The 10639-nt window shown below is 38.2% G+C and carries 9 protein-coding genes; all 9 read right to left on the bottom strand.

All coding sequences use genetic code 11. The annotated features are described in order from the left end of the window. Positions 1 to 378: 378 nt before the first annotated feature. Positions 379 to 2358 (bottom strand): ATP-dependent zinc metalloprotease FtsH, encoded by a 1980-nt coding sequence (ftsH, locus tag HMPREF1517_RS03795; RefSeq protein ID WP_002883966.1) that lies wholly within the window; start codon positions 2356 to 2358, stop codon positions 379 to 381. Positions 2359 to 2377: 19 nt separating this feature from the next. Continuing rightward, on the bottom strand, positions 2378 to 2920 hold the full coding sequence (gene hpt / locus HMPREF1517_RS03790) for a hypoxanthine phosphoribosyltransferase (protein WP_037599390.1): 543 nt from the start codon (positions 2918 to 2920) through the stop codon (positions 2378 to 2380). A gap of 81 nt (positions 2921 to 3001) precedes the next feature. After that, complete coding sequence (gene tilS, locus HMPREF1517_RS03785) at positions 3002 to 4267, bottom strand: tRNA lysidine(34) synthetase TilS (protein ID WP_037599389.1); 1266 nt, start codon at positions 4265 to 4267, stop codon at positions 3002 to 3004. Then, complete coding sequence (locus HMPREF1517_RS03780) at positions 4267 to 5559, bottom strand: serine hydrolase (RefSeq protein ID WP_037599388.1); 1293 nt, start codon at positions 5557 to 5559, stop codon at positions 4267 to 4269. The genes tilS and HMPREF1517_RS03780 overlap by 1 nt, the downstream gene beginning before the upstream one ends. Continuing rightward, positions 5556 to 5687 carry an SP_0009 family protein gene (locus HMPREF1517_RS03775; RefSeq protein ID WP_002883955.1) on the bottom strand — a complete coding sequence of 44 codons (132 nt, stop codon included), beginning with the start codon at positions 5685 to 5687 and terminating at the stop codon, positions 5556 to 5558. Before HMPREF1517_RS03775 ends, HMPREF1517_RS03780 begins: the two co-directional genes overlap by 4 nt. Further along, positions 5687 to 6058 carry an FtsB family cell division protein gene (locus tag HMPREF1517_RS03770; RefSeq protein WP_037599387.1) on the bottom strand — a complete coding sequence of 124 codons (372 nt, stop codon included), beginning with the start codon at positions 6056 to 6058 and terminating at the stop codon, positions 5687 to 5689. Before HMPREF1517_RS03770 ends, HMPREF1517_RS03775 begins: the two co-directional genes overlap by 1 nt. Further along, positions 6042 to 6317, bottom strand: coding sequence for an RNA-binding S4 domain-containing protein (locus tag HMPREF1517_RS03765; RefSeq protein WP_002883975.1), 276 nt, complete (start codon positions 6315 to 6317; stop codon positions 6042 to 6044). The genes HMPREF1517_RS03770 and HMPREF1517_RS03765 overlap by 17 nt, the downstream gene beginning before the upstream one ends. Positions 6318 to 6501: 184 nt before the next feature. After that, complete coding sequence (gene mfd, locus HMPREF1517_RS03760; protein ID WP_037599386.1) at positions 6502 to 10008, bottom strand: transcription-repair coupling factor; 3507 nt, start codon at positions 10006 to 10008, stop codon at positions 6502 to 6504. Next, positions 10001 to 10570, bottom strand: coding sequence for an aminoacyl-tRNA hydrolase (gene pth, locus HMPREF1517_RS03755; protein ID WP_037599385.1), 570 nt, complete (start codon positions 10568 to 10570; stop codon positions 10001 to 10003). Before pth ends, mfd begins: the two co-directional genes overlap by 8 nt. Positions 10571 to 10639: the final 69 nt, after the last annotated feature.

Below are 10639 nucleotides of genomic sequence, written 5' to 3'. Positions count from 1 at the left end.
TAAACTCTCATTAAAAATTTAATAATTGTTCGAGCGTTAACTCATTACCGTCATCTGACGATTTATTCTTGTAAATTGACAGGTTATAATTTCTTCTATCATAACCCTGCACTTGGTTTCTTATTCAGTTCTCAAAGGTCTTTGTCTCTCTTAAGACAACTCCTATATTCTAGCAAATCTAGAATAGTTTGTCAACACTTTTTTTAAGTTTTTTTACTTCTCGTGTTCGCCGCCCCTTCCGAAACAGCTTATTTATAATATCATCTCTGACTTACCTTGTCAATAATTTGCAGTGATTTTAATTTTCTTTTTTTTATAATGCTTTTTAATGGTATTTTTTCTCTCGATTTTACTTAAAAAAAAGAAGAGTAGAACTCCTTACTCTTCTTCATCTTTATTTTTATTTTCAATTCTTTCTTTGACTTCGTCGTAAGATAAGGCATGATTATCTTCTTCTGAGTCTCCAAGAGAATCCTCCGGCATCTTACCAGTCTCATAAATTGACTTGATTTGTGCAGCATCGAGTGTTTCATACTTAAGTAAAGCTTCTGCAATGAGAGCATGTGTTTCTCGGTTTGCATTGATAATTTCAGCTGCTTTGTCATGTGCCTCAACTAAAAGTGATCGAATTTCTTCGTCAATAAGTTGAGCTGTATGAGCTGAGTAAGACTTATCTGTAGTAAATTGTCCTGGATTCATCGCATGATTACCTTCATATTGGACTGGTCCAAGTTTTTCGCTCATACCATATTCAGTAACCATTGCACGTGCCAACTGTGTCGCTTGCTCAAAGTCATTTGAAGCACCTGATGTTTGAACGTTGAAAATAATTTCTTCTGCAACACGTCCACCCATAAGACCTGCCAATTGTTCTTTTAGCTCATCTTTAGATGACAACATCTGATCCTCTTTTGGTAGAGAAATCATATAACCACCTGCGCGACCTCGTGGAACAATAGTAACCTTGTGAACATCACGAGCGCTAGAAAGTGTTAAACCAACAATTGTATGACCCGCTTCATGGTAAGCCACAACTTTACGTTCGTGTTCTGAAACTTGGCGGTCTTTCTTAGATGGTCCAGCAATAACACGATCCTCTGCTTCGTCGATATCACTAGCATCAATTCTAGTCTTACTACGTCGTGCAGCAACTAGAGCTGCTTCATTCAAGACATTCTCCAAGTCTGCTCCAACAAAACCTGGAGTTTGTTGAGCAACAACTTTAAGGTCAACATCTTCAGCCAATGGTTTATTCTTAGCATGGACTTTCAAGATAGCCTCTCGGCCTTTTACATCTGGGCGACCAACAAGAACTTTACGGTCAAAACGGCCTGGACGCAGGAGGGCTGGATCAAGAACATCACTACGGTTGGTTGCAGCAATGACAATGATATTCTCATTTCCATCAAAACCATCCATTTCAATCAACAGTTGGTTAAGGGTTTGTTCGCGTTCGTCGTTACCACCGCCCATTCCAGTACCACGACGACGCCCAACCGCATCGATTTCATCAATAAAGATAATAGCACGTTCAGCCTTTTTAGCGTCTTCAAAAAGACTACGAACACGACTTGCTCCGACACCGACAAACATCTCTACAAAGTCAGAACCTGAGATACTAAAGAAAGGAACATCTGCTTCACCAGCAACAGCTTTAGCAAGCAGAGTTTTACCTGTCCCTGGAGGACCTTCAAGGAGGACACCTTTAGGAATACGTGCACCCAGTGCCTTATATTTACGTGGATTTTTGAGGAAATCTACAACCTCTACAAGTTCTTCTTTTTCTTCTTCAGCACCAGCCACATCTGTGAAACGAACTTTAATATTCTCTTTTGATTGAGTCTTAGCACGGTTGCGGCCAAAATTCATTGCACCGCGGTTACCGCCCTGATTCATCATGAAAAGGAAGAAAATAGCAATCCCAATCAAAGGTAGGTAACTAAAAAGATATGAAATCCAAGCACCACTTGAACTTTCACGTATCATTTTAACATTAACATCAGCTGCTTCTGATGCTGATTGCAATTTCTGCATGGTTGTTTCATTCTGAAGCACAGTTGACGTAAAGCTACGTGTCTCTGATGATGCACTACCTAAAAATGGTAGACTAAGGTCAGTATCAACCTTTTCAGCCTTTTTGTAGCTACCTTTGACTTCAATGATACTACCGTCTGGCTGATAAGTGATAGATTTTACCTTACCATCTTCAATTTTCTTAACCAACTGTGTGTAAGACAATTGTTGACTTGGGCTTTGGCTTCCTCCTGCAAAGTATTGTACTCCGGTTACAACCGCAATAATAACTATGATGTAGAGAAAAGCGTTCCGTAAGAAGCCATTATTATTTTTATTATTCATAAATTAATTAGACCTTTACTTATTTTGTATAAATTTCTTCTTTTAGGACACCGACATAAGGGAGGTTACGGTATTTTTCATCATAGTCTAGTCCGAAACCAACGATAAATTCATTAGGGACATCATAACATATGTAATCTGCCTCAATATCAACAACACGACCCTCTGGTTTATCAAAAAGAGTTGCGATTTTGACTGAATTGGCTTTACGGTACTTGAACATATCTCGAAGATAAAGGAGCGTACGACCTGTATCAATGATATCTTCAATAAAGATGATGTCTCGTCCTTCAACATTAGTGTCAACATCTTTAAGAATCTTTACTTCACCACTGCTGACAGTTCCGCCACCATAACTTGAAACGACCATAAAGTCCATCTCAATATGGGTATCAATATGTTTGATAAGTTCTGCCATAAATGGAACAGCACCTTTCAAAACACAGACTAGAAGAGGATTTTTCCCCGCATAATCCTCTGTCAGTTGTTGTCCTAGTTCTTTAGTTTTAGCTACGATATCCTCTTGGGAAAAGAGGACTTTTTTTATGTCTTTTTCTAACATTTGGGTTCCCTTTCTCGAAGTCAATATTCTGTTATTATACCACTTTTACTTCAATCATCGTTATTTGAACATGGTATTTGATTAGAAATTCTTATAAATGACTACAGTGCCATAAAGTATAGCATTTTCAGGTTTTTTTTTCAAATAGAGACGCCCAGCAACATAAAGAAAAATAATATGACCATCTTGTTCTCCTACAATGGCTTTTTGACGATCCTTCTCTAAAATCTTATTGTCTATAAACAGTCGTCTTAATTTTTTATGGTGACTACCAAGGTCAATCTTATCGCCTTCTTTTCTATGACGAATCACTATTGGGGCATCTGACCAAATACTAATAGCATCTGTGTTAGAAACGTCATTGAATTCTGAAAAAGTCAAGGTATAATCCTCAAACTCAACAGATTTTCCAAATTCTAAGAGACAAGGAGGCGATAAAGAAATAGACGCTTCTTTCCTTATCAAGAAATATGTCTGTGTTTTTACTAGTTCATAACCATTTTTTAGGGGCATCTTTCCTGAAGCGTTTTTCCTTAGATAACTTATCAATTGATTAAATTGACCTTTAGAAAGCTGCAAATCAGGAAAGGAGTCTAAATAATTCTGAAGAAGAAAGAGCTGGACAGCATCTGACTGTTGCTGAAAAACAGATAAATCAGTGATACTAATATCCTTTGTTAACTCTCCTAGAGCTTGCTCCATAAGGCCAATCTCCTCGGCTAAAAGACAAAGGTGCTCCTTAATTTTAGGATTTTCCTGAGATAAAGTAGGAAGATAGGACAGTCTGATGCGATTCCGAAGGTAGGCTAGTGAAGTATTACTCCTATCCTCAAAATGGAAAGTTACGGGAAGCTGAGCTTTCGTAAGATGCAAAAAGGGACGAATAATCTGACCAGTGCCAAATGGTCTGATAGCTGAAATTCCTGTCAGGTGTCTTAAACGACTTCCTCTCAATAGTCTCATAAAAATTGTCTCTGCCTGATCATCTGCATGATGGGCTGTTACAAGAGCAGAGTAATCATAATCTTTCATGAGCTGCTTAAAAAACTCATAGCGAAAGGTACGGGCAGCATTTTCTGAAAACTTTCCTGAGAATGCACTATAGTGAAAAGGGACCTTGTGTTCCTCTGCCCAATGACGTAAATACGCTTCTTCATGCTCCGACTCTTGTCGTTGTTTATGATTAACGTGAGCAATCCCCAACTGAATATCCAAATCTTTTTGATGGTTATACAAAAAGTGCAGCAAACTCATAGAGTCTGCTCCACCTGATACTGCTACTAAAATTTTCTTGTGCCGGTTAAAATAACCCTTGGCTTGCATCATTTGCAACAATTTTTGTGTCATTATTTCAAAATTCCATAAACATCATCTGCAATTGAGGTGATTTTGTCATAGCCTTCTTTATCCGTAAAAATCGATAAAATAAAGGGAGAATCTGCATAAACAATAGCGACGTCATGTTTAAAGTCGTAGGCATCACCAATTTTATGAGCGACGGGAACATCAATGTTTTTGGAAATACGTTCGCCATCATAGTCCGTACTTGAAAGATAATTGATAATATCACCATTTTGTCTATAAACAGCCTCCATCAAAGTACCTGCGGCTCTAGCAGTCAACTCCTTTTTATCCATATTCCACGAGGTCGCTGCGGCTTTATCTACTGATTTTTGGAAGGCTTTATCATACTGATTGGCTACATAATAACCTAATATATTTGTCGCTACATTATCTGAGTTTTGGGCTACAGCCTTCAACAGATTTTCTAAGCTATAATTTTTATCATCAGGCATCTTACTAATCTTTCCAGAACCATCTGGATCATAAGCACCTGGAAAACCATTCACAGCAGAGGTATATTGATACTCATCTGATAATCCTAATTTCTCTTGAGACAGACGTTCCTGTGCATAGTAGAGTACACCAAGCTTCGCTACGCTAGCTGCATACATGCTTTTTTCGTCATTGATAGCAGCTACTCGGTTCGTATCAAGCTGTTTAACATAAACTGAAATGCGCTCTTGATTGTTATACTTCTCATTAAGAACTTTTTGAACAGACTCGATGCGATTATCAGTCGTTGATAAATCAGAAGCATTAATCCACCCCTCTCCGTCTACCAAATAGTAGGTCCCTGCATGCGTCTGAGCTGCTTGGCTAACCTTAATAGGTTTGAAACTAGCGAGTTTAGAGTCAGCTTTTTCGGTTCCTAACACGTAAGGTTCTTTGTATACCGTTAAACCATCTTTAGTCCAGAAGGTCATATCTACTGGTTTTTGATTATAGATACTATCATCCACAATTGATTTCTGACTAGCGGCTACATAATCACCATCTTGAAGTTGGAAAACAGGTTCACCTTTTGCGTTCCAAAAAATAGCAGAAATCGATAGTTTGGTATCCGCTTGGATACTGGTTTTAAATTCGGTTAATTCCTTGTTCTTATAAGTTAGGATATTTGTTATCGTTCTTGGATTTTTAGGAATCTGTTTAAATTGACTCAAGCTAGCTGTAGTATTTTGAGTCAATTTTTGAACCTGTTTTGGGGTCAGAGCTAACTCCTTCTCCATAGGAAGTAGGACTAGAGGGCTAGAAGATACAAGCACAACAGTTGCAGCTATTAAGAGCTTTTTCATGCTTGTTTCTTCACCTCCTCTTTCCTCGGTAATTCCGTTTTAAGTTGCTGATTTTTTTCTGATAGTTCCTCTAACTTGGCTTCTGAATAGGTTAAAAAAGTTTCTACAGTTTTAAGTAAATCTTTCATTAGGGTAATAAGCTTGGTACAGGATAGATAGACTCTCCTTCACGTGAATAATAATACTTAGCACGCGCATATTTCTCGGCGAAAGCATCATCCTTAAGTTTCTTAGCCAAATCCTTTCGTTCCTTTGTCTGATCTGACAATTTATCATAGTCTTTCTGAAGCGACAAGACTTCCTTCTCTTGCTGTTTGATGTTCATATAGGTCTCAACCAGATTGTAGGTTGGCAAGATAAAGAGTAAAACAACCACAAAGAGAATCCACCCCATAAAGCGCTTCCTTTGTTCGTGTTCGGCACGCTCTAATCGTTGCTCTTGATTGGCATTATCAATGTAATCATTCGTAAGCTGTACAATATTAGGCTTCTTGCTCATCTGCTTCAATCCTTGTTTCACTTATAATCTCGTACATTTTTGCCGCATCTTCTTTTTTCGTACTATCTTTCATTTCTAGAACACGGACAGTCAAGAGTTTATTTCCAAAACGAACTTCCACTTGGTCACCAATTTTTAAATCTGTAGATGACTTAGCGAGTACACCATTTACTTTTATACGCCCTTTATCAGCCACTTCTTTAGCCACTGGACGGCGTTTGATAATTCGTGATACTTTTAAATATTTGTCTAATCTCAATGTTACTGTTTCCTTTTCGTTAGGATATCTCTTCTATGATAGCATTTTTTTTAGAAAATAGGGGACTAAAGCCTTTTCAATACAAAAATAAGAGGATCGACACTAGTCGACCCTCTCAGGAGATTTATGAAAAAGAAAAGTTTTAGGATGTTTTATAGTATAGAGAGACTTACTTAAACTTTCCTTAAGCTTCTTTTTTTTCTTTACGTTCTTTGATTTCCATAAATGTCTGTCCAAAAATCTTTAATTCTTCAAGAATTTCATAGTCTTTCTTGTTACGAACATCAAAAGTAATCTCTACTTTCCCCTGGTTATCACTGATTTTTGCTTTTAAATGCGTTTTAGAGATGGCTTCGAAATAATCTTGAGTCAAGAAGAATTTGAGAGAGGCTTTTTCGAAACGAACAGTGATAGTATCGTTCTTACGCTCAACTAATTCTGCAAAGGCAGCATCCAAATAGGCCTTAACCAGACCAATCTCAATGAGATAGGCAACTTGGTCTGGATATTCTCCAAAGCGGTCAATAAGCTCATCTTGAAGGTCTTGATAATCTTTCTGATTCTCAATTTCTCGAATACGCTTATAAATTTCAATTTTTTGGCGCTCGTCAGAAATATAGTCAGAAGGGAGGTAAGCATCAATCTGAAGATTGAACTCTGCATTTCCTTTACGTCGAACTTGAGTTTTACCTTGACGTTTATTGATAGCCTCTTCCAAGAGTTGCGAGTACATTTCGAACCCGACTGAGTCGATGAAACCACTTTGAGAAGCACCAAGAATGTTCCCCGCACCACGAATTGATAAATCACGCATGGCTATTTTGAAACCTGATCCCAGTTCTGTAAAGCCCTTAATAGCATCCAATCGCTTCTCAGAGACTTCCGTCAACACTTTGTCAGGACGATACATGAGATAGGCGTAAGCAATTCGATTACTACGTCCCACACGACCTCTCAACTGATAAAGGGTAGATAAGCCCATATGATCTGCATTCTCAATGAAGAGAGTATTAACGTTGGAGATATCAATCCCTGTCTCGATAATGGTCGTTGCTACCAATACATCGTAATCACCATTCAAGAAATCCAAGAGGGTATTCTCCAACATAACCTCACTCATCTGACCATGAACAAATCCGATACGTGCTTCAGGGACTAGCTCATGTAATTCAGAAACTTTTTGATCAATGGTTTCAACACGATTATAAACATAAAAAATCTGACCACCTCGGTCCATCTCTCTTAATATCGCTTCTCGAATAAGACCAGGATTAGTTTCCATAACATAAGTTTGAACTGGATAACGGTTGGTAGGGGCTGTCTCAATAATCGACAAATCACGAATACCTAGCATAGACATATGAAGCGTACGAGGAATAGGTGTCGCAGTTAGAGTAAGGACATCAACCTTAGCTTTCAACTCCTTAAGTTTCTCTTTATGCTTCACGCCAAAACGTTGTTCTTCATCAATTACTAGCAAGCCTAAGTCAGAAAACTTAACATCTTTAGACAGTAGGCGGTGAGTACCAATAATAATATCAATACGCCCTTTAGCTAGATTTTCAATAGTCTCATTCTGCTCTTTTTTACTTCTAAAACGACTGAGTTCATCTACTTCAACGGCATGATTTTCAAAACGCTCTTTAAAATTCAAATAGTGCTGATGGGCAAGGACCGTTGTAGGAACTAGGATAGCAACTTGCTTTCCATCATTGACTGCCTTGAAGGCGGCACGCATAGCTACCTCTGTCTTACCAAAACCAACATCACCAACCAAGAGACGATCCATGGGTTTGTCTGACTCCATGTCTGCCTTAATTTCCTTGATAGAACGCAATTGATCCTCTGTCTCAGCATAGGCGAAATCATCTTCGAAATCTCTTTGATTATCATCATCTGGTGAAAAAGCAAAACCTTTAAGTTGACTACGCTCAGCGTAAAGTTTTAAGAGATCATCAGCAATATCCTCTACTTGTTTACTTACTTTTTGTTTAGTCTTTTGGAAACGCCCATCATTGAGTTTATTAATTTTAGGCTCTTTTCCGTCCGCTGACACATACTTAGAGAGACTCTCAATCTGCTCAACAGGTAGAGAAATTGTTGCAGCATCCTGATATTGGATGGTCAAGTAGTCACGATGTACCCCTTTAATCTCAATCGTCTCAATACCTTTAAATTGTCCGATACCATGAGTCTGGTGTACAACATAATCACCTTTTTCAAGCTCATTGTAATCTTTTAGACGCTCAGCATTGGAAACGTGACTGGCACGCGCACGACGTTTTACTTTTTTATGGAAAATCTCACGTTCAGTAACCAGAACAAGCTTTTCATCAGCAAAGTAAAAACCATTGGATAAGTTTCCTAGAACTAATTGAGGCTTATGAGGAATCAAATTTCCAAAACTACTAAGTGGTAAATCTAAATCATATTCTTCCAAGGTTTCCTTCAAAGATTTGAGTTGCTTTTCAGACCCCACTTGTAAAATAACTGTAGCCTTATTCTTGGTATAGCGATGTATTTCATCAACTAGAAGTGGAAACTGGTTAAAGAACTCCTGCATAGGATATTGCGTGAATTGATACAACTTATCAAATTTAAGATTTCCCAAGCCCTTATGAAAATTCGAAAAGAAACTAGCTGGCTGATAGTTACGTAAAGTCTTAAATGAATCCACTAAGTAGTTTAGATGACTCAGAGACTTGCCTTGGTGAAGATCCTCAGTTAAAAGATTAGCCACCTCCAATTCAAGACGTCCATGGCGGTCCACTATCTTTTGAAAATCATCAATGAATACAGGAGTTCCTTTGGGAAGGTAGTCAAATAAGGTATAAGCCTTATCATAAAAGAGAGACAAAAACTTACGTAAATCTTTATGACGGTAGCCATCAATCGTAACCGACAGAACTTCCTCAAGGTAAGCCTTATGAGGACCTTCTGCCTTCGAGACCGCACTTTCTAGGGCCTTCTCAGCACGTTGGTAATCCTCTCTTGTTAAGATAATATCATCTGCTGGTGATACGATAACATGCTCTAAATTGTCTAAAGATTTCTGACTATCGCTATCAAACTGACGAATGCCATCAATCTCGTCTCCAAAAAATTCTAAACGGTAGGGGAGCTCTGAAGTCATTTCATAAATATCTAAAATGTCGCCCCTACGACTATACTCACCAGGTGAGAGAACTTGCTCCACTCTTTGGTATCCAATATGAGTCAGATGCTTACTTAGAGCCTCTAAATCATGTTCCTCCCCTAGTGTTAAGTCAATGCGAGAGTCTTTATAAACCTTAGGGTTAGGCAAATGTAACTTAGTACCAACTAAACTCGTGACCAAAACCCCACTGGCCTCTTTATCCATTAAAAAATTAAGACTTTCAAGACGAGAATGGGTCTTTTCTGGTGAAGCGAAGATAAACTCTGCAGCTACTACATCATCTGCAAAAAAAGAATAAACCTTATCCTCTCCTAAGATAGCTGACAAATCTCCTGTCAGTTGCTCAGCTTCATTTTGTGTTGAAGTAACTATTAAAATCTTAGGAACTTGCTCAGAAAGAGCGGATGCCATGACAACTGCCTTGCTGGAACCAGAAAATCCCATGACCAACTGCCTACTCAATAGTGTTACTTTATCACGCCACTCAAGCAATTGATGATTCTTCTCAAAAAGATCTAATAGAGTATTAGCCATTATAACGCCTCATAGTATCTTCGAAATCATTGGTTTTCAGGTAATGATTGAGGGCTGTCTCTACCTTGTCTAAAGTCGGTAAAATTGTGGCATAGTCGTCTTCACTAAATTTTCCAAGGACATGATTAACGACCGACATTCCTTTCTGTGGGCGTCCAATACCAATTTTTATACGGTCAAATTCTTGAGTGCCAGTTTCAGCAATGATAGATTTAATACCATTATGACCACCCGCTGAACCTTTTTGACGAAAGCGCAATTTCCCAACTTCCATATCTAAGTCATCGTAAATGACGATAAAATCCTCCATGGGAATATTGTAATAAGCTAGTAATGCTCTAACAGCTAGACCTGATAGATTCATAAAGGTTGTTGGTTTCACAAAATAAACCTTCTCACCATTTAAAAAGGTCGAAGCCACTTCAGCCTTAAAGGTCCTTTCTTCAGAAAAGGTTAATCCCAGTTCCTTAGCCATTAGGTCAATAGCCATAAAACCAACATTGTGACGTGTCTCACGGTATTTTGAACCAGGATTTCCCAAGCCAACTACTAATTTTGTCATTATTTCTCCTCTTTGATAAACAGCAAAAGGACTGAAAAATACTTTTTCAGCCTTGTGCACTATTTTTTA

Origin of the sequence: Streptococcus sp. ACS2 (assembly GCF_000525585.1) — a bacterium.
GTDB lineage: Bacteria > Bacillota > Bacilli > Lactobacillales > Streptococcaceae > Streptococcus.
This window is presented reverse-complemented; position numbering and strand designations above follow the sequence as displayed.

Coding starts and splice junctions, on each gene's coding strand:
- ftsH (WP_002883966.1), bottom strand. CDS start 2,358: ATGAATAATAAAAATAATAATGGCTTCTTACGGAACGCTTTTCTCTAC.
- hpt (WP_037599390.1), bottom strand. CDS start 2,920: ATGTTAGAAAAAGACATAAAAAAAGTCCTCTTTTCCCAAGAGGATATC.
- tilS (WP_037599389.1), bottom strand. CDS start 4,267: ATGACACAAAAATTGTTGCAAATGATGCAAGCCAAGGGTTATTTTAAC.
- HMPREF1517_RS03780 (WP_037599388.1), bottom strand. CDS start 5,559: ATGAAAAAGCTCTTAATAGCTGCAACTGTTGTGCTTGTATCTTCTAGC.
- HMPREF1517_RS03775 (WP_002883955.1), bottom strand. CDS start 5,687: ATGAAAGATTTACTTAAAACTGTAGAAACTTTTTTAACCTATTCAGAA.
- HMPREF1517_RS03770 (WP_037599387.1), bottom strand. CDS start 6,058: ATGAGCAAGAAGCCTAATATTGTACAGCTTACGAATGATTACATTGAT.
- mfd (WP_037599386.1), bottom strand. CDS start 10,008: ATGGCTAATACTCTATTAGATCTTTTTGAGAAGAATCATCAATTGCTT.
- pth (WP_037599385.1), bottom strand. CDS start 10,570: ATGACAAAATTAGTAGTTGGCTTGGGAAATCCTGGTTCAAAATACCGT.